Source organism: Enterobacter sp. NFIX58, assembly GCF_900110475.1.
In the GTDB taxonomy this organism is placed as follows: domain Bacteria; phylum Pseudomonadota; class Gammaproteobacteria; order Enterobacterales; family Enterobacteriaceae; genus Enterobacter; species Enterobacter quasiroggenkampii.
Map to the genome: position 1 here is coordinate 1 of NZ_FODW01000006.1, position 24,239 is coordinate 24,239.

The 24,239-nt window shown below is 56.8% G+C and carries 29 protein-coding genes; 7 read left to right on the top strand and 22 right to left on the bottom strand.

Annotation, left to right across the window (positions count from 1 at the left end):
- The 9 genes from BMW97_RS19955 to fkpA all read right to left on the bottom strand — a co-directional run.
- Positions 1-388: GTP-binding protein (locus BMW97_RS19955; RefSeq protein WP_004167392.1), on the bottom strand; the 388-nt coding region annotated here is incomplete at its 3' end.
- 69 nt (positions 389-457) lie between these two features.
- Complete coding sequence (gene fusA, locus BMW97_RS19960; protein ID WP_008503004.1) at positions 458-2,572, bottom strand: elongation factor G; 2,115 nt, start codon at positions 2,570-2,572, stop codon at positions 458-460.
- Between the two features lie 96 nt (positions 2,573-2,668).
- Complete coding sequence (gene rpsG, locus BMW97_RS19965) at positions 2,669-3,139, bottom strand: 30S ribosomal protein S7 (RefSeq protein WP_004106370.1); 471 nt, start codon at positions 3,137-3,139, stop codon at positions 2,669-2,671.
- Between the two features lie 96 nt (positions 3,140-3,235).
- Entirely contained in the window at positions 3,236-3,610 is a 375-nt protein-coding gene (rpsL, locus tag BMW97_RS19970; RefSeq protein WP_000246815.1) for a 30S ribosomal protein S12, read from the bottom strand.
- A 124-nt stretch (positions 3,611-3,734) separates the two neighbouring features.
- A complete protein-coding gene (tusB, locus tag BMW97_RS19975) occupies positions 3,735-4,022 on the bottom strand; it encodes a sulfurtransferase complex subunit TusB (RefSeq protein WP_045909310.1) in 288 nt (95 codons plus the stop codon).
- A 7-nt stretch (positions 4,023-4,029) separates the two neighbouring features.
- Positions 4,030-4,389, bottom strand: a complete 360-nt coding sequence (gene tusC / locus BMW97_RS19980; protein WP_045909311.1) for a sulfurtransferase complex subunit TusC — start codon at positions 4,387-4,389, stop codon at positions 4,030-4,032.
- Entirely contained in the window at positions 4,389-4,775 is a 387-nt protein-coding gene (gene tusD / locus BMW97_RS19985; protein ID WP_023294706.1) for a sulfurtransferase complex subunit TusD, read from the bottom strand. Before tusD ends, tusC begins: the two co-directional genes overlap by 1 nt.
- Positions 4,775-5,497, bottom strand: coding sequence for a helix-turn-helix transcriptional regulator (locus BMW97_RS19990; protein ID WP_045330517.1), 723 nt, complete (start codon positions 5,495-5,497; stop codon positions 4,775-4,777). Before BMW97_RS19990 ends, tusD begins: the two co-directional genes overlap by 1 nt.
- A gap of 166 nt (positions 5,498-5,663) precedes the next feature.
- Positions 5,664-6,482 (bottom strand): FKBP-type peptidyl-prolyl cis-trans isomerase, encoded by an 819-nt coding sequence (gene fkpA, locus BMW97_RS19995; protein WP_008503008.1) that lies wholly within the window; start codon positions 6,480-6,482, stop codon positions 5,664-5,666.
- A 238-nt stretch (positions 6,483-6,720) separates the two neighbouring features.
- On the opposite strand from fkpA, the gene BMW97_RS20000 reads away from it, so the two are divergent.
- Positions 6,721-6,939: a protein SlyX gene (locus BMW97_RS20000; protein ID WP_008503009.1), complete on the top strand. Its 219-nt coding sequence runs from the start codon at positions 6,721-6,723 to the stop codon at positions 6,937-6,939.
- Between the two features lie 51 nt (positions 6,940-6,990).
- Here the strand turns inward: BMW97_RS20000 and slyD are convergent, their stop codons facing one another.
- The 4 genes from slyD to kefG all read right to left on the bottom strand — a co-directional run bounded on the left by slyD (position 6,991) and on the right by kefG (position 10,249).
- On the bottom strand, positions 6,991-7,581 hold the full coding sequence (gene slyD, locus BMW97_RS20005; protein WP_008503010.1) for a peptidylprolyl isomerase: 591 nt from the start codon (positions 7,579-7,581) through the stop codon (positions 6,991-6,993).
- Positions 7,582-7,675: 94 nt separating this feature from the next.
- The gene (locus BMW97_RS20010) at positions 7,676-7,876 is read right to left on the bottom strand and encodes a YheV family putative zinc ribbon protein (protein ID WP_010436300.1); all 201 of its coding nucleotides are present in this window, start codon (positions 7,874-7,876) and stop codon (positions 7,676-7,678) included.
- Between the two features lie 13 nt (positions 7,877-7,889).
- Positions 7,890-9,695: a glutathione-regulated potassium-efflux system protein KefB gene (gene kefB / locus BMW97_RS20015; protein WP_045909312.1), complete on the bottom strand. Its 1,806-nt coding sequence runs from the start codon at positions 9,693-9,695 to the stop codon at positions 7,890-7,892.
- On the bottom strand, positions 9,695-10,249 hold the full coding sequence (gene kefG, locus BMW97_RS20020; RefSeq protein WP_021242220.1) for a glutathione-regulated potassium-efflux system ancillary protein KefG: 555 nt from the start codon (positions 10,247-10,249) through the stop codon (positions 9,695-9,697). Before kefG ends, kefB begins: the two co-directional genes overlap by 1 nt.
- 135 nt (positions 10,250-10,384) lie before the next feature.
- Here kefG and BMW97_RS20030 point away from each other — a divergent pair, with 135 nt between their 5' ends.
- The gene (locus BMW97_RS20030; RefSeq protein ID WP_045909313.1) at positions 10,385-12,289 is read left to right on the top strand and encodes an ABC transporter ATP-binding protein; all 1,905 of its coding nucleotides are present in this window, start codon (positions 10,385-10,387) and stop codon (positions 12,287-12,289) included.
- A gap of 15 nt (positions 12,290-12,304) precedes the next feature.
- Positions 12,305-13,237 carry a LysR family transcriptional regulator gene (locus tag BMW97_RS20035; protein WP_045909314.1) on the top strand — a complete coding sequence of 311 codons (933 nt, stop codon included), beginning with the start codon at positions 12,305-12,307 and terminating at the stop codon, positions 13,235-13,237.
- Positions 13,238-13,330: 93 nt separating this feature from the next.
- Here the strand turns inward: BMW97_RS20035 and mdcH are convergent, their stop codons facing one another.
- The 8 genes from mdcH to mdcA form a co-directional block, all read right to left on the bottom strand.
- Complete coding sequence (gene mdcH / locus BMW97_RS20040) at positions 13,331-14,227, bottom strand: malonate decarboxylase subunit epsilon (RefSeq protein ID WP_045909315.1); 897 nt, start codon at positions 14,225-14,227, stop codon at positions 13,331-13,333.
- Complete coding sequence (locus tag BMW97_RS20045; protein WP_045909316.1) at positions 14,227-14,844, bottom strand: malonate decarboxylase holo-ACP synthase; 618 nt, start codon at positions 14,842-14,844, stop codon at positions 14,227-14,229. The genes mdcH and BMW97_RS20045 overlap by 1 nt, the downstream gene beginning before the upstream one ends.
- A 2-nt stretch (positions 14,845-14,846) precedes the next feature.
- Positions 14,847-15,806: an AEC family transporter gene (locus BMW97_RS20050; protein ID WP_045909317.1), complete on the bottom strand. Its 960-nt coding sequence runs from the start codon at positions 15,804-15,806 to the stop codon at positions 14,847-14,849.
- 122 nt (positions 15,807-15,928) lie between these two features.
- Positions 15,929-16,729, bottom strand: coding sequence for a biotin-independent malonate decarboxylase subunit gamma (gene mdcE / locus BMW97_RS20055; protein WP_045909318.1), 801 nt, complete (start codon positions 16,727-16,729; stop codon positions 15,929-15,931).
- Positions 16,729-17,562 carry a biotin-independent malonate decarboxylase subunit beta gene (locus BMW97_RS20060; protein ID WP_045909319.1) on the bottom strand — a complete coding sequence of 278 codons (834 nt, stop codon included), beginning with the start codon at positions 17,560-17,562 and terminating at the stop codon, positions 16,729-16,731. Before BMW97_RS20060 ends, mdcE begins: the two co-directional genes overlap by 1 nt.
- Positions 17,555-17,854: a malonate decarboxylase acyl carrier protein gene (gene mdcC / locus BMW97_RS20065; protein ID WP_023294711.1), complete on the bottom strand. Its 300-nt coding sequence runs from the start codon at positions 17,852-17,854 to the stop codon at positions 17,555-17,557. The genes BMW97_RS20060 and mdcC overlap by 8 nt, the downstream gene beginning before the upstream one ends.
- Before the next feature lie 9 nt (positions 17,855-17,863).
- Positions 17,864-18,721, bottom strand: coding sequence for a triphosphoribosyl-dephospho-CoA synthase (locus BMW97_RS20070; protein WP_045909320.1), 858 nt, complete (start codon positions 18,719-18,721; stop codon positions 17,864-17,866).
- On the bottom strand, positions 18,721-20,376 hold the full coding sequence (mdcA, locus tag BMW97_RS20075) for a malonate decarboxylase subunit alpha (RefSeq protein WP_021242210.1): 1,656 nt from the start codon (positions 20,374-20,376) through the stop codon (positions 18,721-18,723). The genes BMW97_RS20070 and mdcA overlap by 1 nt, the downstream gene beginning before the upstream one ends.
- 228 nt (positions 20,377-20,604) lie before the next feature.
- On the opposite strand from mdcA, the gene BMW97_RS20080 reads away from it, so the two are divergent.
- Genes BMW97_RS20080 through BMW97_RS20090 form a run of 3 tightly spaced genes read left to right on the top strand, consistent with a single transcriptional unit; the run spans position 20,605 to position 22,742 of the window.
- Positions 20,605-21,627, top strand: coding sequence for a hydrolase (locus tag BMW97_RS20080; RefSeq protein ID WP_045909321.1), 1,023 nt, complete (start codon positions 20,605-20,607; stop codon positions 21,625-21,627).
- The gene (locus tag BMW97_RS20085; protein WP_008503016.1) at positions 21,624-21,842 is read left to right on the top strand and encodes a YheU family protein; all 219 of its coding nucleotides are present in this window, start codon (positions 21,624-21,626) and stop codon (positions 21,840-21,842) included. The genes BMW97_RS20080 and BMW97_RS20085 overlap by 4 nt, the downstream gene beginning before the upstream one ends.
- 30 nt (positions 21,843-21,872) lie before the next feature.
- Positions 21,873-22,742, top strand: coding sequence for a phosphoribulokinase (locus BMW97_RS20090; protein ID WP_008503017.1), 870 nt, complete (start codon positions 21,873-21,875; stop codon positions 22,740-22,742).
- A gap of 95 nt (positions 22,743-22,837) precedes the next feature.
- Here the strand turns inward: BMW97_RS20090 and BMW97_RS20095 are convergent, their stop codons facing one another.
- A complete protein-coding gene (locus tag BMW97_RS20095) occupies positions 22,838-23,242 on the bottom strand; it encodes an OsmC family protein (protein WP_014885509.1) in 405 nt (134 codons plus the stop codon).
- 311 nt (positions 23,243-23,553) lie between these two features.
- Here BMW97_RS20095 and crp point away from each other — a divergent pair, with 311 nt between their 5' ends.
- On the top strand, positions 23,554-24,186 hold the full coding sequence (crp, locus tag BMW97_RS20100; protein ID WP_000242758.1) for a cAMP-activated global transcriptional regulator CRP: 633 nt from the start codon (positions 23,554-23,556) through the stop codon (positions 24,184-24,186).
- Positions 24,187-24,239: the final 53 nt, after the last annotated feature.

Sequence of the window (24,239 nt, forward strand, 5' to 3'; positions counted from 1 at the left end):
AAGGAACGCCTACCTGACGACCCAGCAGGATGTGCTCACGAGTCTGAGGCATTGGGCCGTCAGTCGCAGCAACAACCAGGATCGCGCCGTCCATCTGCGCAGCACCGGTGATCATGTTTTTAACATAGTCGGCGTGGCCTGGGCAGTCTACGTGTGCGTAGTGGCGAGTCGGGGTGTCATACTCAACGTGAGAAGTGTTGATGGTGATACCACGAGCTTTTTCTTCTGGTGCGTTATCGATCTGGTCGAATGCACGAGCAGAACCACCGTAGGTTTTAGCCAGAACGGTAGTGATTGCAGCAGTCAGGGTAGTTTTACCATGGTCAACGTGGCCGATAGTACCAACGTTGACGTGCGGTTTTGTACGTTCAAATTTTTCTTTAGACACGGCTATATTCCTTACTATAGTGCTCTCCCCTGTGGAGAGAGCACGGGACTTAGGTTTTAATCCTGTGGATTACTTACCACGGGCTTCAATAACGGCCTGAGCAACGTTGTTAGGCGCATCATCATACTTCAGGAATTCCATGGTGTATGATGCACGACCTTTGGTCAGAGAACGCAGCTGAGTTGCATATCCGAACATTTCAGACAGCGGAACTTCAGCGTGGATCTTAACGCCAGTTACTTCGGATTCCTGACCACGCAGCATACCGCGACGACGGCTCAAGTCACCGATAACGTCACCGGTGTTCTCTTCAGGAGTTTCTACTTCAACCTTCATGATTGGCTCAAGCAGAACTGGTTTTGCTTTCTTAAAGCCTTCTTTAAAGGCAATAGACGCAGCCAGTTTAAACGCCAGTTCAGAGGAGTCAACGTCGTGGTAAGAACCGAAGTGCAGACGAACACCCATGTCAACAACCGGATAGCCAGCCAGAGGGCCCGCTTTCAGCTGTTCCTGAATGCCTTTATCAACGGCTGGGATGTATTCGCCAGGAATTACACCACCTTTGATGTCGTTGATGAACTCGTAACCTTTCGGGTTAGAGCCCGGCTCCAGTGGGTACATGTCGATCACAACGTGACCGTACTGACCGCGACCACCAGACTGCTTAGCGTGTTTACCTTCAATGTCGGTAACTTTCGCGCGAATCGCTTCGCGGTAAGCAACCTGAGGTTTACCCACGTTCGCTTCAACGTTGAATTCACGCTTCATACGGTCAACGATGATGTCCAGGTGCAGTTCACCCATACCAGCGATGATGGTCTGGTTAGATTCTTCATCAGTCCATACGCGGAATGATGGGTCTTCTTTCGCCAGACGGCCCAGAGCCAGACCCATTTTTTCCTGGTCAGCTTTGGTTTTTGGTTCAACTGCGATGGAGATTACCGGCTCTGGGAATTCCATACGCTCCAGAATGATCGGGTGATCCGGGTCACACAGGGTGTCACCAGTGGTCACGTCTTTCAGACCGATAGCTGCAGCGATGTCGCCCGCACGAACTTCTTTGATCTCTTCACGTTTGTTAGCGTGCATCTGTACGATACGGCCAAAACGCTCACGCGCCGCTTTCACGGAGTTCAGGATGGTGTCACCGGAGTTAACCACACCAGAGTAAACGCGGAAGAAGGTCAGGTTACCCACGAATGGGTCGGTAGCAATTTTGAACGCCAGTGCAGAGAATGGCTCTTCGTCGCTTGCGTGACGCTCAGCCGGGGTATCTTTACCGTCGTCCAGGATGCCGTTGATCGCAGGAACGTCAACTGGGGATGGCAGGTAGTCAACTACCGCATCCAGCATCGCCTGAACACCTTTGTTCTTGAACGCAGAACCACAGGTTACCAGGATGATTTCGTTGTTCAGAACGCGCTGACGCAGAGCTTTTTTGATCTCTTCTTCAGTCAGTTCTTCACCACCCAGGTATTTCTCCATCAGCTCTTCAGAAGCTTCAGCAGCGGATTCGATCAGGTTCTGGTGCCATTCGTCAGCCAGGTCCTGCATTGCAGCTGGGATATCTTCGTATTCGAAGGTAACGCCCTGGTCTGCATCGTTCCAGTTGATGGCTTTCATTTTCACTAGGTCGATAACGCCGGTGAAGCCTTCTTCAGCACCAATTGCCAGCTGCAGCGGAACAGGGTTCGCGCCCAGACGGGTTTTGATCTGACCAACAACTTTCAGGAAGTTAGCACCCATACGGTCCATTTTGTTAACGAACGCGATGCGTGGAACTTTATATTTGTTCGCCTGACGCCATACGGTTTCAGACTGTGGCTGAACACCACCAACTGCGCAATAAACCATTACCGCGCCGTCAAGAACACGCATGGAACGTTCTACTTCGATGGTGAAGTCAACGTGCCCTGGGGTGTCGATGATGTTTACGCGATGCGGTTCGTACTGCTTAGCCATACCTGACCAGAATGCAGTAGTCGCTGCGGAGGTGATAGTGATACCACGCTCCTGCTCCTGTTCCATCCAGTCCATGGTGGCTGCGCCGTCATGAACTTCACCGATTTTGTGGTTTACACCGGTGTAGAACAGAATACGTTCGGTAGTAGTGGTTTTACCGGCGTCGATGTGCGCACTGATACCGATGTTACGGTAGCGTGCGATGGGTGTTGTACGAGCCATTTGATTCCTCGTTTATATCTTTAGGCGTTCAGTTAAGTTACCCAGAGCGGGCGGCTTCTCTGAAGCGCCCGCCTGGTGACTAAGACTCCGAAGGGATTACCAACGGTAGTGTGCGAACGCCTTGTTGGCTTCTGCCATACGGTGAACGTCTTCACGTTTCTTAACTGCAGTACCTTTGTTGTCTGCAGCATCAGAAAGTTCGTTCGCCAGACGCAGAGCCATGGATTTATCACCGCGTTTACGAGCAGCTTCAACGATCCAACGCATTGCCAGGGCATTACGACGAACCGGACGAACTTCAACTGGAACCTGATAAGTAGAACCACCAACGCGGCGGGACTTAACTTCTACAGTTGGGCGAACGTTGTCGAGAGCGACTTCGAAAGCTTCCAGTTCATTTTTACCAGAACGCTGAGCCAGGGTCTCAAGCGCGCTGTATACGATTGCTTCTGCAGTAGATTTTTTACCATCTACCATCAGGATATTGACAAATTTTGCCAGCAGTTCTGATCCGAATTTCGGATCTGGAAGAATTTTACGCTGACCAATGACGCGACGACGTGGCATGGGAATACTCCGTTGTTAATTCAGGATTGTCCAAAACTCAAAGAGTTTAGTGTGACATTAAGATAAATCAGTTTGGCCTTACTTAACGGAGAACCATTAAGCCTTAGGACGCTTCACGCCGTACTTGGAGCGAGCCTGCTTACGGTCTTTAACACCTGAGCAGTCCAGCGCACCACGAACGGTGTGGTAACGAACACCCGGAAGGTCTTTAACACGACCGCCACGGATCAGGATCACGGAGTGCTCCTGCAGGTTGTGACCTTCACCACCGATGTAGGAAGTCACTTCGAAACCGTTAGTCAAACGCACACGGCATACTTTACGCAGTGCGGAGTTTGGTTTTTTAGGAGTGGTGGTATATACACGAGTACATACACCACGTTTCTGCGGGCAGGCTTCCAGCGCAGGCACGTTGCTTTTCGCAACTTTGCGTGCACGTGGTTTGCGTACCAGCTGGTTAACTGTTGCCATTAAATAGCTCCTGGTTTTAGCTTTTGCTTCGTAAACACGTAATAAAACGACCTCATACAATATGAGGACGCGAAATTTTAGGGCTACGTCGAAAAGGTGTCAAGAAATATACAGCGATCTCAAATCACCAGTTCATTTGACTGGCGTGCGTCACAGTAAGATTGACGAAATCAGTATAGCCAACCACGTCAATTTTGGCTGAAATTTGACCAGAAAGACCCCGCGCATCCAGATCGTCTTTCAGCGCAGAGACTGTTATGGGGGCATTCGTGAGAATTTCAACGAAACGACTGCCTTCAAGTGCGGCAAGCACGCCGTCCTGAATCAGCAGCAGATCATCACCGTCGCGCAGCATACTCAGTAACGCGTCGATGTCACATTGCCATGGTGAATGGCTCAGAGTATGGAGCATGGCAGCCTCAGAAAGTCAGAACGGTGTCGTAGTGGGAAAGGTGTTCGCGCAATGCCGCAGAAGACACGACGGTCACATCCAGCACGAAAGGCGTCTTATCATCCAAACCGCGAGCGGCCAGCGAATCGGCGCAGACATACAGGGTTTCAATGTCGTACAGCGGCAGCACTTTGAAGGTCGCGATGTAATCCCGCGCCAGAATGGCCTGTGGCTGCTGATCCGCCAGAAGCTGAAACACCCCGTCCCCCAAAAAGAAGACGCCAATATCTTCGGTCAGCGCGGACGTCGCAAGTAACGCATCCAGCCCTTCTCGGCCTGAAGCGCTACCGTGCGGCGCAGACGTAAAAACAAATGCCACGCGCTTCATCAGAATTGCACCACTCTGTCGCAGGTTAACGCCGCCTGTGCCAGCGCGCCCAGGCCACTTAACGAAAAACCGGGCTGCAGGTTAGAACCCGATAGACCAAGACGCGCGGCTTCGGTTGCATCTGTCACGCCGCGGCGCAGTGCCGCCGCGACGCAGATATGCAGTTCTACGCCCTGCTTTTCGTTTAGTGCCTGCCAGCCGCGCACCACGTCAAACTCATCGCTCGCCGGTGACGTAAACTGGTTCGCGTTATACACCCCTTCCCGATAGAAGAAGACGCTCGCCAGCTCATGTCCGGCTGCCAGCAGCGCATGCGCAAACTGCAGCGCGCTGCTGGCCTGCTGAGTCCCGTACGCCGGGCCTGTCACCATTAACGCAAAACGCATTACTTGTCTTGTCCCAGAAAATCACCGCTTTTGAACTGGCGAATATAGAGATAGACCGTGTGCTTGGAGATGTTCAGACGATCGGCCACCTGGTTGATGGCGTCTTTAATATCAAAAATCCCTTTTTCATAGAGATTGAGCACGATCTGACGATTCTTGGCGTTGTTTGAGACGTTGCGGTCGGCATTCACCTCTTCAATGGTGAACTCCAGCGTCTGCGTCACAAGATCTTCGACGGAAGAGGCAAAGTTAACAGAAGAGCCAACATCCGGTGTTTCGGGTGGAACAAAGGTGCTCATGATCTGCGAGAATGGCACATCAAGGTTCATGTTGATGCACAGCAGCCCAATCACGCGATGCTCGCGGTTTCGAATCGCGATGGTTTCAGATTTCATCAGCACGCCGCTTTTGGCGCGGGTGAAATAGCATTTGGAGACGCTGCTGTCCGCGCCGGTCATGTCATGCAACATACGCAATGCAAGGTCGGTAATTGGCGAACCAATTTTACGGCCAGTATGCTCACCATTCGCAATGCGGATGGCGGAACACTTCAGATCTTGCAGGGAGTGCAATACGATTTCGCAGTGGGAGCCAATGAGCATCGCTAACCCGTCCACTACCGCTTCATAGGATTTTAGAATATCGAAGTCGGTCTGATCGAAAGGACGTTGATCCAGTAAATCAAGTTCACTGGTTTCGTTGGTTAAAAGCGACCTGGACATGAAAAAAACACTCCTTTTCAGGAGCCTGTCGTTAGGTTTTCAGGGCAGGCTCATTATCTACACGGACAACTAAATTAATACAGCGTGCCTAACGCTTTCCAGTGTTAATTATATCTGCCCCACAATAAAAAACCGCCGCCTTAAAGGCGGCGGTTTTTTTTCAGCATTACTTCTTAGCGGCAGCGGCTTTATCGTCAGCCGGTGCGTCTGCCTTGGCATCCGCTTTCGGTGCCGGTTTGATGTCTAGCAGCTCTACGTCAAAGACCAGGGTAGAGTTGGCAGGGATACCTGGAACGCCGGTTTTGCCATAGGCCAGATCCGGTGGGATTACCATCTTGATCTTGCCGCCTTTCTTGATGTTTTTCAGGCCTTCAGTCCAGCCCGGGATCACACCATCCAGACGGAAGGAGAGTGGCTCGCCACGGGTGTAAGAGTTATCAAACTCTTTACCGTCGATCAGCGTACCTTTGTAGTTCACGACAACGGTGTCGCTGTCTTTAGGCGCATCGCCGGTGCCTTCTTTCTCAACTTTGTACACCAGGCCAGTCGAAGAGGTTTTCACACCCTTCTCTTTAGCAAAGGCATCGCGGTAGGCTTTGCCTTTCGCTTCGTTGTCTTTAGCGTCCGCGTCCATCTTGGTCTGCGCGGCGCCCTTCACACGCGCTTCGAACGCCTGCAGAGTCTGTTCAATTTCCTGGTCAGACAGCTTGCTCTTATCGGCAAATGCGTCCTGAACGCCCGCGATCAGCTGAGCTTTATCCAGTTTGATGCCCAGTTTCTCTTGTTCTTTCAGAGAGTTTTCCATGTAACGACCCAGAGATGCGCCCAGTGCGTAGGCGGATTTCTGGTCGTCATTTTTGAACGCCGCTTTGCTGTCTGCAGTGGCAGCAGGCTTCGCAGCAGTATCAGCAGCGAATGACAGCGGCGCGTTCAGCGCAACAGCCATCGTCGTCGCCAGCAGCGTTACTTTAAACAGTGATTTCATCCATATCTCCAGGGCCTGGGGACTCTCACCCCAGCGTTAAACGTAAATGAGTGACGTACTATAAAACGTTGCAGAAGAAATCTACAGACAGACACGTCCAATTCTCGCCACTTTTCAGACTATTTTTGTTTAAATAAGTTTCTTGCCAGAGGGATGCGAACTGTACTTAAGGATAAACTCAGTTAAACTGCGCCGCCGCTGGGCCATTATGGCGAATCTGAAATAAACGAGGTGAATGATGAAGGATACAACGATAGAAGCGAGAATGGCTGAGTTGGAAAGCCGCCTGGCTTTTCAGGACATCACCATCGAAGAGCTAAACCAGACCGTGACCGCACATGAGCTCGAAATGGCGAAACTGCGGGATCATATGCGCCTGCTGACGGAAAAGCTGAAGGCTACGCAGCCGTCGAACATTGCCTCTCAGTCGGAAGAGACGCCACCTCCTCATTATTGAGGCGTAAAAAAAGCGGGATTATCCCGCTTTTTTATTTTCCGCATGACGGAATTAGTGGCAGCCGCAGCCGCCGTTACCGCAACCACCTTTACCGTGGCCGTGGTCATGACCATGGTCGTGGCCGTGACCACCGCAGCAGCCATCGTGGCCGTGATCGTGGTCATGGTCGTGACCGTGCGCACCGTGAACGTGGCCATGAGCCAGCTCTTCTTCGGTCGCTTCACGGATCGCAACAACTTCTACGTTGAACTTCAGGTTCTGGCCAGCCAGCATGTGGTTGCCGTCAACCACGACGTGGTCATCTTCCACTTCGGTGATTTCAACTGGAACCGGGCCCTGGTCGGTTTCTGCCAGGAAGCGCATGCCAACCTGCAGTTCGTCAACGCCCATGAACACGTCTTTAGGAACGCGCTGAACCAGGTTGTCGTCATACTGACCGTAAGCGTCGTTCGCGCCTACAGCAACGTCAAATTTGTCGCCAACTTCATGACCTTCCAGCGCGTTTTCCAGGCCGGAAATCAGGGAACCGTGACCATGCAGGTAGTCAAGCGGCGCACTCACCGGAGACTCATCAACCAACACACCGTCTTCTGTACGTACCTGATAGGCCAGGCTGACCACCAGGTCTTTTGCTACTTTCATGATATCTCCTGAGCGTGGGAAAATTGCTGGCGCAGATTGTAGCGGAAATCTGCACCTGTGTACCCTTTAGCTTAAAAAAACTCAGGGCATATCGCTAGTCCGGATGAAAAATCCCGATAACTTGCTCTTCTTTGCGAACGTGATCGCGGGCCTCTTTGTCGGCCTCACGCATCTGGTGACCGCACTTAACACACTCAACAACATCAATATTATTTTCCCGCCACATCGCCAGGGTATCTTGCGCCTGGCAGGTCGGGCATTTTGCACCCGCGATAAAGCGTTTACGTACAGCCATCTTTCGTTACCCTTTATTCAAATTCATCCCAGCCATCGAGCTGGCGTCGTTCCTGCTGCATCTCGCGCTGGAAGATCTCCTCCAGCTCGCGACGCGCTTCCCGCACGCGGGAGATCTGCGCCGTATCGGTATGTACCGGCATCAGCTCGCGCAGCATCCGCATATCCAGCCGGCGGAAGTGCATCTGGGCACGCTGCGCCTGATGCGGATGCATGCCAAGCGAGATCAGCGCCTTGCGCCCTAGCTCCAGCGCACTGGAGAACGTCTCACGGGAGAAGTGTTTCACACCCGCCTGCAATAATTCGTGAGCTTCAACACGTCCCCGCGCACGCGCCAGAATATGCAGATGCGGGAAATGCTGCTGGCAGAGATCCACCAGCTTCATCGTGTCTTCCGGGTCGTTACAGGTAATGACGATGGACTCTGCCGCCTCTGCCCCCGCCGAGCGCAGTAGCTCGAGCTGGGTCGCATCGCCGTAGTAAACCTTGTAGCCGTATTTGCGCATCAGGTTCACCGCGCTGATATCCCGCTCCAGCACCGTAATGCGCATTTTGTTCGCCATCAGCAAACGCCCGATCACCTGTCCAAAGCGGCCAAAGCCCACCACGATCACCTGGGGCTTATCATCCTCCACCCACGGCGCTTCGTCTTCATCGTCTGTCGGGTTCAGGCGGCGCGACAGCAGTTTATCCACTAGCTTCATCAACAGCGGCGTGGTCATCATTGACAGCGTGACCGTCACCAGCAAAAGCGCCATCTGATCGTCTTTAAACAGCTTCTGGGACGAGGCGGTAGAGAACAGCACAAACGCGAACTCGCCTCCCTGGCTTAACACGCTGGCAAACTGCATGCGTTCCGAACTGCGCAAGCCGTAAATGCGCGCCATGACGTACAGCACCAGCGTTTTCACCGCCACCAGGATGGCCACGCTCACCACAACCCACAGCAGATGGGTATAAAGCACGCCAAGGTTGAGCGCCATCCCCACCGAAATAAAGAACAGGCCTAACAGCAGCCCTTTAAAGGGATCGATGGCAATTTCCAGCTCGTGCCGGTATTCACTTTCCGCCAGCAGCACCCCGGCGATAAAGGTCCCGAGCGCCATCGACAGCCCCAGCGCGTCCATAAACAATGCCGACCCCAGCACCAGCAGCAGCGTCGCGGCGGTAAACACCTCGCGCACGCCGGACGCGGCAATAAAGCGGAACACCGGACGTAACAGGAAACGTCCGCCAATCAGCATCCCCGCGAAGGCCAGCACCTTCATCGCGATTTTAGCCCAGTCGAAGTGGTCGTCGCCGGAGCCCGCCAGCAGCGGCACCAGCGCCAGCGCCGGGATGACCGCCAAATCCTGGAACAGCAGCACCGAAAAACCCAGCTGACCGGCTTCGTTGCGGTTCATCCCCTTGTCGCGCATCAGCTGCAGGGCCATCGCTGTCGACGACATCGCAAGGCCTATCCCGCCGATCACCGCCGCCTGCCAGGAGAAATTCGTCAGCATTAACAGGCCACCCAGAATCGCGGCGCTGAACACCACCTGCGCGGCACCCACGCCAAAGATGGAGCGTCGAAGCTGCCACAATTTAGAAGGGTTGAGCTCAAGGCCGATGATGAACATCAGGAACACCACGCCCAGTTCGGAGAAGTGAAGAATTTCATCTACATCGCTGATGAATCCCAGTCCCCAGGGGCCAATCGCGATCCCCGCCAGCAGATACCCCAGTACTGCACCGATACCAATACGCGCAGCAAGCGGCACCGCGACGACGGCCGCAAATAAAAACAGCACCCCGGCGAGGAGCAAATTCGATCCTTCCATTAACGACCTCCTGCCGGAATCGGTGACGCCAGCCATTCACCATAGGCTCTGGCGTGGCTGGCCAGTTCTTTCGGATCCTGACGTCGGGCCCAGTAGACAATGATCGGGCTCATCCAGTGCATACGGCACATTGCCGCCGTCAGCTCGAAAGGCCGCAGAATGTCGCTCATCGGATAGCGGTTCAGCCCGTCGTGGCGGTAAGCGCTTTCGGGTTCACCGGTCGTAATCACGCTACGCCAGTACTTTCCCGCCAGCTGGTTGCCCCCTACCCCGCTGGAGAAGCCCCGGCTCAGCACGCGGTCCAGCCACTCTTTGAGCAGCGCCGGACAGCTGTAGGTATAAAGCGGATGCTGGAACACAATCACGTCATGCTGACGCAGCAGTTCCTGCTCGTAAGGAATATCAATAAAGAAATCAGGATAGTGCGCGTAGAGATCGTGCACCGTCACGTTACTGAGCTGTGTGGCCGGCTTAAGCAGCACCCGGTTTGCCACCGAGTCCTGAGATTCCGGATGGGCATACAGCAGCAGCACTTTTGCTGTCTGAGACATCATTCCCCTCCCGGTCTTGTTTCTGTTTTTGTGTATCGTTGTTGTTTTGGGCTACCATGGCGGCCCGGTGCGGAAAATGGCCCACACCTTACATTATCATAATGACAAATTAACATAGTCGGAACATACGGCGCTTCTATGATTGTTTTCTCCTCGTTACAAATTCGTCGCGGCGTGCGCGTCCTGCTGGATAACGCCACTGCTACCATCAACCCAGGCCAAAAAGTGGGTCTGGTCGGCAAAAACGGCTGTGGTAAATCCACGCTGCTGGCGTTGCTGAAAAACGAGATTAGCGCGGATGGCGGTAACTTCACCTTCCCGGGGAACTGGCAGCTCGCCTGGGTGAACCAGGAGACGCCAGCCCTGAGCGAACCGGCACTCGACTATGTTATCGACGGCGACCGGGAATACCGCAAGCTCGAGTCGGAACTTAACGCCGCTAACGAGCGCAACGACGGCCACGCCATCGCCACCGTTCACGGCAAGCTGGACGCCATTGACGCGTGGACCATTCGCTCCCGCGCCTCCAGCCTGCTTCACGGCCTGGGCTTCAGCAATGAACAGCTGGGACGCCCGGTCAGCGACTTCTCCGGTGGCTGGCGCATGCGCCTCAACCTGGCGCAGGCGCTGATCTGCCGCTCTGACCTGCTGCTGCTCGATGAACCGACTAACCACCTCGATCTCGATGCGGTTATTTGGCTGGAGAAGTGGCTCAAGAGCTATCAGGGCACTCTGATTCTGATCTCCCACGACCGAGACTTCCTCGACCCGGTGGTGGATAAAATCATTCATATCGAACAGCAAACGATGTTCGAGTACACCGGCAACTACAGCTCCTTCGAGCGCCAGCGCGCGACGCGTCTTGCCCAGCAGCAGTCCATGTACGAAAGCCAGCAGCAGCGCGTGGCGCACCTGCAGAGCTTTGTGGATCGCTTCAAGGCCAAAGCGTCAAAAGCAAAGCAGGCCCAGAGCCGCATCAAGATGCTGGAGCGCATGGAGATGATCGCCCCGGCGCACGTCGACAATCCGTTCCACTTCAGCTTCCGCGCCCCGGAAAGCCTGCCAAATCCGCTGCTGAAAATGGAAAAAGTCAGTGCTGGCTATGCCGACCGCATTATTCTCAACTCCATCAAGCTCAACCTGGTGCCGGGTTCACGTATTGGTTTGCTGGGACGCAACGGTGCCGGTAAATCGACGCTGATCAAACTGCTGGCGGGCGAGCTTAACCCGGTCAAGGGTGAAATCGGCCTGGCGAAAGGCATCAAGCTGGGTTACTTCGCCCAGCATCAGCTGGAATTTTTACGCGCGGATGAATCCCCGATTCAGCATCTCGCGCGTCTGGCACCGCAGGAGATGGAGCAGAAGCTGCGCGACTACCTCGGCGGCTTCGGCTTCCAGGGCGATAAGGTCACCGAAAACACCGAGCGTTTCTCGGGCGGCGAAAAAGCCCGTCTGGTGCTGGCGCTGATCGTCTGGCAGCGCCCGAACCTGCTGCTGCTCGATGAACCGACCAACCACCTGGATCTCGATATGCGTCAGGCGCTGACCGAAGCGCTGATTGAGTTCGAAGGCGCACTGGTGGTGGTTTCGCACGACCGTCACCTGATCCGCTCCACCACGGACGATCTCTACTTAGTGCACGATGGCAAAGTTGAACCGTTCGACGGCGATCTGGAAGACTACCAGCAGTGGCTGACGGACGTGCAGAAGCAGGAGAACCAGCCGGAGGAGTCGGCGAAAGACAACGCCAACAGCGCGCAGGCACGTAAAGACCAGAAGCGCCGTGAAGCGGAGCTGCGCACCCAGACTCAGCCGCTGCGTAAAGAGATTGCCCGTCTCGAAAAAGAGATGGAAAAGCTCAACGCCACGCTTGCTACCGTTGAAGAGAAGCTCGGCGACAGCGGTCTGTATGACCAGAGCCGTAAAGCCGAACTGACGGACTGCCTGCAAACCCAGGCGAAGACCAAATCCAGCCTCGAAGAGTGCGAGATGGCGTGGCTGGACGCGCAGGAACAGCTGGAAGCGATGCTGCAGGCTGACTGATCCACCGGGAGGGCTATGAGTTTCGATAACACGAGCGAGATTACATTCCGCAAGCTCAGCATCTTCATGACTTTTATGGAGAAGGGGAATATCGCGCGTACCGCCGAAACTCTGGGCCTGAGCGGCGTCAGCGTTCACCGTGCGCTGCACACGCTGGAAGAGAACGTGCGCTGCCCGCTCTTTACCCACAAGGGGCGTAACCTGATTGCTCTCCCTTCCGCCTGGACCTTGCTGGAATATTGTCAGGAAGTGATGCAGGTGATGGAGCGCGGGCTGGAAGCGTCGCGCAAAATTGCCGGGATCGGCCAGGGGCGGCTGCGCGTGGGCACGCTCTACTCGCTCACCCTGGAAACCGTGCCGCGCCTGATCATGGGCATGAAGCTACGCCGTCCGGATCTGGAAATGGATCTGACGATGGGCTCCAACGAAACCCTGCTGCACATGCTGGATGAAGGCTCGCTGGACGCCATTCTTATCTCCATTTCCGAGAGCGATATCGACCGTAACAGCCTCGAAGTGCTCCCCCTGTTCCACGACGATATTTTCCTTGCCGCACCGGCCTCCGCGACGCTCAATACCCGCGGCCCGGCCGATTTGCGCGACTATAAAGATCGGAAATTTGTCTCTCTTGCGGAAGGGTTCGCCACCTATGCAGGCTTCCAGGAGGCGTTTCATATCGCCGGGTTCGAGCCGGAGATTGTTACCCGTGTGAATGACATTTTCTCCATGCTCAGTCTGGTGCAGGCGGGAGTGGGCTTTACGCTGATGCCGGGCAGGATGAAAAAGGTCTATGAGAATTCCGTGCAGCTCCTGAAGCTTGCCGAGCCATACCAGATGCAACAGCTGATCGCCATCGTCTTTGCCCGCAACCGCGAGCAGGATCCAAGCCTGCGGGCGCTGGCCGCCGAAGGGCGGATGTATGCCCGCAGTTTGCAGGACGGAGCCTGAGGTCGTGCCGGGTGACGACGCGTCGCGTCTTACCCGGCCTACGTTCGTGCAGTTGTAGGCCCGGTAAGGCGCAGCCGCCACCGGGCTAAACCATCACGCACGGAGTCGCTTCGCCAGATGTACCGCCACGTCCACCCCGCTGCGCTCCAGTGAAATCGTCTCTCCTTCCCACGGCGCCTGACGCGTCAGGCAGGTCAGTACGCCGCCGGGGGGCATCTCGATCGCCAGCCGGGCTTCGCGTTCATTCGCTGAAATCATCGCCTCCTGCCAGCGCACCGTACGCGCCATGTTCATCGCCAGATCGTCGGCGATCTTTTCCGGCTGCCACAACACGCGCCCGGTGCTGCCGCTCAGGTAGGCGCAGCGTGGGCGTGAAAGCGTGACCGATTCAAACGCCGTTGCCAGCTTTTGCGCGGGTGCTGTCAGCAGTTCGCAGTGCGACGGCACGCTGACCGCCAGCCGTTTGGCCTTGCTCGCCCCTTTCGCCAGCGCGCGCGACGCCGCCTCCGCCATTCCTTCATCGGCTCCGGCAATCACGATCTGCGTTTCGGCATTCAGGTTGGCAATGTAGGTCCCGGTGCCCTGGATAAGGTCTTCCACCTGTGGCAGGGTGAGCCCCATAATTGCCGTCAGGCCGTAGCCGTGCGGATACGCCTGCTCCATCAGATCGCCACGCAGCGCCACCAGCTTCAGCGCATCCGTGAAGTCCAGCGCGCCTGCGATGACCGCCGCCGGATAAGCGCCGATGGACAGCCCGCTGACGATATCCGGCGTCACGCCGCGCCGTTCCAGCTCGCGCGCCCAGGCCACGCCTGCAATTAGCAGGCAAAGCTGAACCGCGCGGGTGTGGGTTAACGCGTCTGCGCTATCCAGCGTATCCACTTCGGCGCCAAGCACCTCACGCGCCTGAGCCAGTTCCGTTCCCGGCAGGTTTTGCAGCATGCCTTCATGCTGCGTGCCCTGCCCCGGAAAGGTAAACACTATTTTCATCACTCCTCCCTGCGCCACGGATCCGCCACCAGGCGCGGTCCACGGCGGGTTTTAAGCAGCGTTTTGCCGTCGCGCAGCCACTCCGCCAGCGCGAAACCGCCCTCGGGCGTATCTACCTGCGTATCGGCACGACACAGCGCGCGGCTTAGCCGGGACTGCCACGTCGTCAGGGCTTCCGGTGAGATTGGCAGTGGAGCGCGGATAAGCAGATCGAGATCGCTGTCGGCATGGATCACCGGGATACCGGTCGCCAGCGCGTAGCCGGTACTGCCGGTAATGCCCCATGTCCACGGCCACGCCTGCTGAGAAAGCTGAAGCGCCACCTGAACGGGTGGCTGAGTCACAAAGGGCGAGCGCAGCAGTTCGGCCGCAACGCTCAGGTCTTCCGGTGAAACCACGCGTAACACGTTTTCGGGCTTCACCCATCCGGCCGCCCGCTGGTCGCGACGTAAACCGCGTACGCCAACGGGGATCCGGCCTTCGCTATCCACATCACGCCGCACCACCACCGGCAGGCCGGTATGCCAGGCGGCCTCCACCCAGGATTCAGTGATGCCTTCCAGCGCATCGCGGGCAGTAAGCCAGATAAGGTCGTGCGGGCGTAATGGGGTAGTCATGGTTACATTCCTGAAGTCAGCGTGATAAACAGCGGCAGCGACAGGATACACAGGACGGAGCTTAACAGCAGCACGGCTTCTGCATCTGGCGACTGCACGCCAAAGCGGTTACCGAACACGACGCCGAAGAAGCCCGCAGACAGCGCAATCATCAGGATAGCGGTGATCGCCACGGAGCCGTGCAGACCAAAAATCAAGACGATACCCCAGGCAATGGCTGGCTGAATCAGCAGCTTAGCGATCGTGGAGGTGATTACCATGGTATTAATCTGCAGCTTACGGGCAGAAAGGATCACCCCGGTCAGGAACAGCGCCGCAGCGGTCGCGGACAGTCCCAGCGGTTTGATCGCCGCCAGCACCAGCTCCGGCATTTTGATGCCGATGGCAGACAAAATCACGCCCAGCAGCGGGCCCATCACGATCGGTTTTTTAATGGAACGCCACATCAGCACCGGCAGCATCGAGAGCGTTGAGCCGGAGCTATTGCCTTCAGCGCGCGCTTTTTCACGCTCCAGAATGAGCAGGCAGAACGGGGTCATCAGCACCGAACCGCAGGCGATGGAGACCGCGACGGAGAGCGACGTAGAGGAACCTTCACCCAGCACGCTGCCCAGAATCGGCAGACCCAGCGCTGCATAGTTGGGCAACGCGACGGTGAGCGTCAGCACGGCCGCATCCTGTGGCGATTTCTTAAAGACGCCGGTGGCAAGGAAGTAGATGACCGCATAGGTGATCCACATCGCCAGCGTCAGCACCAGGATCAGCGGCGACTGGGCAACGATACCGGTCCACGGGGTTTGCACGGTGGCGCTGAACAGCGCGGCAGGGAGTGCAAAATCCATTACGAAGATATTAAGCAGGGAAACATTTTTGTTATCGACCATCTTTGCCTTGCCGGCCCAGAATCCCAGCAGCATGATGACGAAAATCGGTGCAAGAGCATGAACAATTACGTAAGTCATAAATCACCTGTAGTAAAAAAGTTTTAGCACTGGCGCGATGATTATTATTTTCAGGATGCAGGTTCCCGCGTGGGCGCTGTCACGCGCCCACGGGTTGATGCATCTGGCAGGTCTCTTTTTACTTACCAGCTGGCTCGCATACGTTCGCGTACGAGCGCCGAGCTGCGGCGATTGTCAGCACCCAGACGGTTTTTCAACGTGGTGTCCTGACGAGCGTCACTGATGGCCTGTTGCAGGGTGGATTTCACCAGCGTCAGATCGTTATCGGAGGGGGCATCCGGGTTGCTGATATCCAGCAGGTTAGAGAGCAGCCCCAGCGTGGCGTAGTTGCTGATGTCGTACGCCATGGGCGGAATGGTCGCCGCCAGTTTTTCCAGCGCCTCGACGGTACGCAGCGTGATGCGCGCCGCAGACTCTTTGCCCATCGCGTGGATCAGCACGCCTTTGTCGTTAAAGGCGATCAGGCGGTTGGCCTGGTAGCCGTGCGCCAGAAACGCGCCGGACATCGCCTTGCCGACGATAAGCCCAATCACCGGGTGACCGGCCAGGCGGGCATTCGCATAGGCTGCTGCCGCACCGGCCAGCGCCTGATGAATACCAAACGCCTCTTCGCGTCGGCCATAGGCCTGGCTTGGGACGTCGATCACCGCCACAATCGGGCGCTTCACGGCTTTATCGGCATCAGCCGCTACGGTTTCGCTGACCACTTTCGCCAGGGTCCAGCCTTCCAGCAGCCCCACTTCTCCTTTCGCCGCGCGCGGGAAGTGGTTGTTGGCATCCGGCACCACGGCGACAAAGCGCACCGTTTCACCGTTCAGCTCGCCGTCTGCCGCCTGCACGGACGGGCATAGCCCCTCGATACGTTTGGCGTTCGGGGCGAGGATGTCCAGCCAGCGTTCGCCACGGCTCATTGCGTTACTCATCATTTCACCTCCCGGGCAAAAAGCGCGTTAATCTGTTCGGCATCAGCCTGTTTGCGGGTGTCGAAATTCGTCAGACGGTTCAGGTAATCGTCGTAGTTATCGGTGCGATGTTTCGCGGGAACGCCTTTAGCAATCGCGTCGTTCATCGCCTGTTTCACCGCGTTGATACCGTCGCCGACGAGCGCATCCACCAGACCGCTTTGATAGCGCACTTCACCGCCGGTCATGCTCCAGATAAACGGACGATCGCGGGAGTCGTACTCCTCAATGCCCGCCTCCTGCTCGATAACCTGCGGGCCGTTGAGGCCAAGACGTGCTTCGCGGGTCACGATCAGGTAGCTGCAGAGCGCCGCCGCGATGGACATCCCGCCGAAGCAGCCCACGGTTCCGGCCACAATGCCAATAACCGGCGTGAAGCGACGCAGGTCCACAATCGCCGCGTGAATATCGGCAATCGCCGCCAGGCCGAGGTTCGCCTCCTGCAGACGCACGCCGCCGGTTTCGAGACACAGCACCGCCTGAGTCGGAATGCCGTTGCGGTTATCTTCTGCCGCCAGCTCCAGCGCCGCCGCCATTTTGGCACCGGACACTTCGCCCATGCTGCCGCCCTGGAACGCGCCTTCAATCGCCACGACGACGGCAGGCTTGCCGTTGATGGTGCCCTTCGCCACCACCATGCCGTCGTCCGCCTGCGGCACAATGCCCTGTGGCCCAAGCCACGGAGAGATAATGCCTTCAAACGGATCCAGCAGTTCGCGGTAGCTGCCCTCGTCGAGCAGGGCCTGCGCGCGCTGGCGCGCTTTCAGTTCGATAAAGCTGCTGTCATCACGCATGGCTCACCCCCTCAAAAACCTGTTCGATGCGAATGCGCGCCACGCCCGGCGTCGCGCCGAAGTCGTGGATGGTCAGCTTCCCTGCGGGCAGGCTGCTGACGGTTTGCAGACGGTTGAACAGCGCCTCCCAGCGCCCCCGGCTGTTGTCCACGGAGGTGGTGATATCAATGGTTAACGTCTGGCCCGGTTCGGCGGTGAAAAGCACCTCCATATCCCCGGAACCGACTACCCCTGCCAGCGCCCTGCCGCTTAACGTGCGGCTGGCTGGCACGGTCAATGTGATTTTTTCCATAACATCCTCTTAATGCTTTGAATTTGGCGTTTCGACGCGGTCGAGAAACAGCGTGGCGGCAAGCAGGTCGGCAGCGCCGCCCGGTGAGGCGTTGAGCGCCAGCATCTGACGATCTAACCTCGCCAGCGCCTGCTGGCCCGCAGGCGTTGCGCTGCCGCCGGCATTCAGCACCGCACGGGCGCCGTCCTGCATGGCATCAAGCCCTTCCATTCCGGCACGTGACAGCACGCAGGTGTCGGTGAGTGAGGTCATGATGGCCATCAGCGCGTCGAGCCTGGCGTGCGTTTCACTGCTACCGTTGAGGCGGCTCAGGCGAAGCTGCGGCAGCGCGCGCTGCATAACGTGCGGAAACGCCTGCTGCGCTTCTTCACGCGCGCCCGGCACGCGGTAACGGTGCGTGGCGCGCAGGCCTTTACTGAACACCTTCGGCGCCGCGTCGTCCGGCAGTCTCGCCAGCTGTGCGGCGGTGCGGGCGACGTCTTGCGCCCTGGCATCACCGCCGAGCATCGCCACCGCGCTGACCAGCAGCCCCAGCGCCCAAATCGCGCCGCGATGGGTGTTTACGCCACCGGTTGCGACCATCATCTGCTGCTCGCCTTCGCGACCGAGTCGCCCGACGGTTTGCCGAAGTGCGATATCTGCCGGGCGCTGCCAGCTTTGCAGCGCCAGCGCCTGAAACGTGGAGGTCAGGCTGTGCGCGGAGCGCTCCATCAGCGCAAGGGATAAATCGTGGTGCGCGCCGTTCCCCCGACTGTCCACCAGACCGGGTTTCGGGCTTAAACGTGCTTCGTCAATCAGACACTGCGTGGCGGTTCGCGCCAGCCATTCGGCACCGCCTTCAACCTGAATCTGGGGGAGAAGTTTCATTACCAGCTCCGGAATTTCGCAGGTGGGTTATAGAGACCGCCGGACCATTCCACGAGATCAGACACGCTGCCTGCCGCCAGCAGAGAGCGGGTGGCATCAGTGCGGCGGATCCCCATATCTTCCGGATAGAGCACCTTGCCGCTCTGACGCAGCTCCGCCACGCGTTTGGCATCCACGCCCAGACCGATGTCGGTGATCCCCGCGACGGCGGCGACCATGGCGCGACGCTCTTCCAGATCTTTCGCCCGATAGAGGTAGGCAATCCCCTCTTCCGTCAGCACGTGGGTGACGTCATCGCCGTAGATCATCACCGGCGCCAGCGGCATACCGGAGGCTTTCGCCACGTCAACGGCATCGAGTTTTTCCACGAAGGTCGGCTTCACGCCCGCCTGGAAGGTTTCCACCATCTGCACGACGAGTTTTTTGCCGCGCTGCATTGGGTCAGGTTCGGTGATCATGTTCAGCCAGGCTGGCGTGGCGTGGCGACGACCGTGCGGGTCGTGACCCATGTTTGGCGCACCGCCGAAGCCGGACAGACGACCACGGGTCACGGTTGAGGAGTTGGCGTAGCCGTCCACCTGCAGGGTTGAGCCGATAAACATATCCACCGCGTACTGACCTGCCAGCTGGCAGAACGCGCGGTTGGAGCGCATGGAGCCGTCGGCACCGGTAAAGAAGACGTCCGGACGCGCGCGGATGTACTCTTCCATCCCCAGCTCGCCGCCGAAGCAGTGCACGCTCTCGACCCAGCCGCTTTCAATGGCCGGGATCAGCGTTGGATGCGGGTTCAGCGTCCAGTGTTTACAGATTTTGCCTTTGAGCCCGAGCTGTTCACCGTAGGTAGGCAGCAGCAGCTCGATCGCCGCGGTGTTAAAGCCGATCCCGTGGTTCAGGGACTGCACCTGGTGTTCCGCATAAATACCCTTGATGGCCATCATCGCCATCAGGATGTGTTCCTGTTTAATCAGGCGCGGGTCGCGGGTAAACAGCGGTTCGATAAAGAACGGCTTATCGGCCACCACCACGAAGTCAATCCACGAGCCCGGAATGTCCACGCGCGGCAGGTCACACTCGTCATCCACCAGCTCGTTCACCTGCGCGATGACGATGCCGTCATGGAACGCGGCGGCTTCCACCAGCGCCGGGGTATCTTCGGTGCTCGCCCCGGTATAGAGGTTGCCTTTGCGGTCGGCTTTAAAGCCGGCAATCAGCGCCACGTTGGGCGACAGGTCGACGTAGAGACGGGAGTAGAGTTCGATATAGGTGTGAATCGCGCCGATTTCGAGCTGACCATCCTCCAGCAGCTGGGAGATGCGCAGGCTCTGCGTCCCGGAGAAGGAGAAATCCAGCTTGCGGGCGATGCCTTTCTCAAAGATATCCAGATGTTCGCTGCGGCCAACGCTCGGCATGATCATATGCAGGTCGTGGACGATCTGCGGGTTCACTTCGGCCAGCGAGCGGGAAAGGAAATCGGCCTGCTTCTGGTTGTTACCTTCCAGCACGACCTTGTCGCCTGGCGCGATCAGTTTTTCCAGCATGGCGACGAGATCGCCGGTTGGCAGTACCTTGCCCTGCACCGGTACGGAGGCCAGACGACGCGCTTTTTCGCTGCGTCGCGTGTTCCATTGCCGGGTGGGTGTTTGCCCAGATAACATTATTAACCTCCTGATTCAGCTAATCATTTTGATTTGCTTAACGTTGAGTAAAGTGTGCGCTCTGGTGAGAAAGGCATCAATTAAGCGTAGAGCTGAATCATTAGCCTGAGAGTAATAATCAAGGTAAATATTTGTGATCGGGATCAGTTCATGTTTCGGAAAACCAGGCTAAACGGGGTACAATTCGGAAAGTATCGTTAATTTCTGACAAGAATCAGCATCGCGCTTATGACCCAAATCATTCCATCAGGCTTCGAGATTGCAGCCGAAGACAGCACTGAGTTCGTGCCTATGCGCGGCGTCGCCAATCGCCATTTGCAGACCATGCTGCCGCGACTGATCCGCCGCAAGGTGCAATTCACCCCACACTGGCAGCGGCTAGACCTGCCAGACGGTGACTTTCTGGATCTCGCCTGGAGCGAAGCGCCGGATCAGGCTCGCCATAAGCCGCGGCTGGTGGTTTTTCACGGTCTGGAAGGCAGCCTTCACAGCCCGTATGCGCACGGGTTAATTGAGGCGGCCAAAGCGCGCGGCTGGCTCGGCGTGGTGATGCATTTTCGCGGGTGCAGCGGCGAACCGAATCGTCAGAAACGCATCTATCACTCGGGTGAAACCGAAGACGGCACGTGGTTTTTACACTGGCTGCGGGACAACTTCGGCACCGTGCCCACCGCGGCCGTAGGCTACTCGCTGGGCGGCAATATGCTGGCCTGCCTGCTGGCTAAAGAGGGGGAAAGCGTCCCGCTGGATGCCGCCGTCATCGTCTCCGCCCCGTTCATGCTGGAGCAGTGCAGCTACCACATGGATAAAGGCTTTTCCCGCGTCTATCAGCGCTACCTGCTCAACCTGCTGAAGGCCAACGCGGCGCGTAAGCTGAAGGCCTACCCGGACACCCTCCCGGTCAGCCTGCGCCAGCTGAAAAAGGTACGCCGCATTCGCGAATTCGACGATCTGATCACCGCGAAAATTCACGGCTTCGCCGATGCGATTGACTATTATCGTCAGTGCAGCGCCATGCCGTTGCTCAGCAAGATCACGCAGCCGACGCTGATCATTCATGCCAAAGATGACCCGTTTATGGATCATCACTCGATTCCCGCTCAGGAATTCCTGCCCGACAACGTTCACTATCAGTTGACCGAGCACGGCGGCCACGTCGGGTTTATTGGCGGCACGCTGCGCCGCCCGAAAATGTGGCTTGAGACGCGTATTCCTGACTGGCTAACCCCTTATCTGGACGGTGCAACATGATTATTCCCTGGCAGGATCTGGCTCCCGAAACGCTCGATAATCTGATTGAAAGCTTTGTATTACGCGAAGGCACCGATTATGGTGAACAGGAACGCTCGCTTGAGCAAAAGGTCAACGATGTAAAGCGCCAGCTGAAAAGCGGCGACGTGGTGCTGGTGTGGTCAGAACTGCATGAGACGGTCAATATCATGCCCCGCAACGCGTTTCACGGCTGATCTTCCACCCTTTTCAGTCAGGGAGTTGCTATGTCTGCCAGACATCCGGTTATTGCCGTTACGGGGTCAAGTGGTGCGGGAACCACCACCACCAGCCTCGCATTTCGCAAGATTTTCGCCCAGCTGAATCTCCGTGCGGCGGAGGTCGAAGGCGACAGCTTTCACCGCTACACGCGTCCGGAGATGGACATGGCCATCCGTAAGGCGCGCGATCTGGGAAAACATATCAGCTACTTCGGTCCGGAAGCCAATGACTTCGGCCTGCTGGAACAAACCTTTATTGAGTACGGTCAGAGCGGCAAAGGGCAGTCCCGCAAGTATCTGCATACCTATGATGAAGCCGTTCCCTGGAATCAGGTGCCGGGTACCTTTACCCCCTGGCAGCCCCTGCCGGAACCCACCGACGTGCTGTTTTACGAAGGATTACACGGCGGCGTGGTCACGCCGCAACACGACGTAGCGCGCCACGTGGACCTGCTGGTTGGCGTGGTGCCTATCGTTAACCTGGAGTGGATCCAGAAGCTGACGCGTGACATGAGCGAACGCGGCCATTCGCGAGAGGCGGTGATGGACTCGGTGGTGCGCTCCATGGAAGATTACATCAACTTCCTGACGCCGCAGTTCTCCCGCACCCATATTAACTTCCAGCGCGTGCCGACGGTGGACACCTCCAACCCGTTCGCGGCCAAAAGTATCCCATCCCTGGATGAAAGCTTTGTGGTGATCCATTTCCGCAATCTCGAAGGCATTGATTACCCCTGGCTGCTGGCGATGCTGCAGGGCTCGTTTATTTCTCACATGAATACATTGGTCGTGCCGGGCGGAAAAATGGGGCTGGCGATGGAGCTCATCATGACGCCGCTGGTGGAGCGGTTGATGGAAGGAAAGCAGATTGCGTGACGTCTGTTGCCGGATGACGCTTCGCTTATCCGGCCTACGTTCGTGCAGTTGTAGCTTTTGTAGGGCGGGTTAGCGAAGCGCCACCCGCCAAAAGATTAAGCCTCGATCACTTCATACGAATGGGTGATTTTTACCGCTTTCTCCAGCATTAACGCCACAGAACAGTACTTCTCGGCAGACAGGTCCACCGCACGTGAAACCGCCGCGTCTTTCAGCGCCTTACCGGTAACCACAAAGTGCAGATTAATGTGGGTGAACAGGCGTGGCGCCTCTTCGCGACGTTCTGACGTGAGTTTCACCTCACAATCCGTCACGTCATGACGACCTTTCTGCAGAATCGACACCACGTCAATGGCGCTGCATCCCCCTGCCGCCATCAGCACCATTTCCATTGGGCTGGGCGCTTTATCGCCGGAGTTACCGTCCATCAAAATCTGGTGCCCTGACGCGGATTCGCCCAGGAACGTTAAACCTTCAACCCACTTCACGCGCGCTTGCATATTCTTAAACTCCAACGTTGCATTTTTGGTGACAGATTACGCGTGCGTTACATTTCTCGCAATGGAAGGCGACCTGCATCATGCTGAAGCGAGACACCAGGAGACACGCGGCGAAAGCTATGCTAAAACACTCAGGATGCTACAGTAATACATTGACGTTACACATGTATGCAGAGGACATCAAACTTTACTGGCTGCGAAACGTTACGGTAGCCGACTTCCCAGGGTATGGGTAAGAATTCGATTGCAACCCCAGAGTCCGGATGCATCTGATGACTCTGGTGACAGCTTATAACAGAGGATAACAGCGCATGGTGCTTGGCAAACCGCAAACAGACCCGACTCTCGAATGGTTCTTGTCTCATTGCCACATTCATAAGTACCCATCGAAGAGCACGCTGATTCACCAGGGTGAAAAAGCGGAAACGTTGTATTACATCGTTAAAGGCTCGGTGGCAGTGCTGATCAAAGATGAAGAAGGGAAAGAGATGATCCTTTCTTATCTGAACCAGGGCGATTTCATCGGTGAACTGGGCCTGTTTGAAGAGGGCCAGGAACGTAGCGCCTGGGTTCGTGCAAAGACAGCATGTGAAGTGGCTGAAATTTCTTACAAGAAGTTCCGTCAGCTGATTCAGGTTAACCCTGACATCCTGATGCGTCTTTCTTCCCAGATGGCGCGCCGCCTGCAGGTCACCTCAGAGAAAGTGGGCAACCTCGCCTTCCTGGACGTGACGGGCCGCATCGCACAAACTCTGCTGAACCTGGCGAAACAGCCGGACGCCATGACCCACCCGGACGGCATGCAAATTAAAATTACCCGTCAGGAAATTGGTCAGATCGTTGGTTGCTCCCGTGAAACAGTGGGCCGTATCCTGAAAATGCTGGAAGATCAAAACCTGATTTCCGCCCACGGTAAAACCATCGTGGTCTACGGAACGCGTTAATTCCGCTCAAACGGCGTGCCATCGCAAGGTGTCACGCCGTTTTTGTCTCTACT